Consider the following 634-nt stretch of genomic DNA (forward strand, 5'->3'; position numbering starts at 1 on the left):
TCACGGTCAACACGATGGTGCAGGCGGCGTGGGCGATCCTGCTGGGCCGGATGACCGGGTCCTCGGATGTGGTGTTCGGCGCGACGGTGTCGGGTCGCCCGGCCGATGTGGCCGGTGTCGAGTCGATGGTCGGGTTGTTCATCAACACGATCCCGGTCCGGGTCCGCATCGCTACCGACGCGACGGTGGCGGGATTACTGGGCGGGTTGCAGTCCGAGCAGGCCGATCTGCTCGAGCATCACTACGTCGGCCTGACCGAGATTCACCAGGCCGCCGGCGTTGCGGGGCTCTTCAACACGCTCTTCGTCTTCGAGTCCTACCCGATAGATCAGGAAGCGCTCAGCGAGGCCGGTTCCGCGCTGGACGGACTTCACGTCACCGGCGTCGACATCCTCGACGGGTCGCACTACCCGCTCACGTTGCTGGTCAACCTCAAGACGCAGCTCGTGGTCGACTTCAAACACGACCTGGCCGTTTTCGATACCGCCGAGATCGAGACCCTCGCTGCCCGGCTCCTGCGGGTACTGGCGACCGTGGCCGACAACACCCAGATCCCGGTCGGCGATATCGACATCCTCGATCCCGCCGAGCGGAACGTCCTCCTCGTCGATCGCAACGCCACGGATGTTGGTGT

1 protein-coding gene is annotated in these 634 nt (G+C 65.1%); it reads left to right on the forward strand.

The features are described from left to right. Positions 1-14: 14 nt before the first annotated feature. A partial coding sequence (locus A8G08_RS12260; RefSeq protein ID WP_245672796.1) for a condensation domain-containing protein occupies positions 15-634 on the forward strand: 620 nt, incomplete at its 3' end.

The sequence above is a fragment of the Aldersonia kunmingensis genome, assembly GCF_001646865.1.
GTDB lineage: Bacteria > Actinomycetota > Actinomycetes > Mycobacteriales > Mycobacteriaceae > Aldersonia > Aldersonia kunmingensis.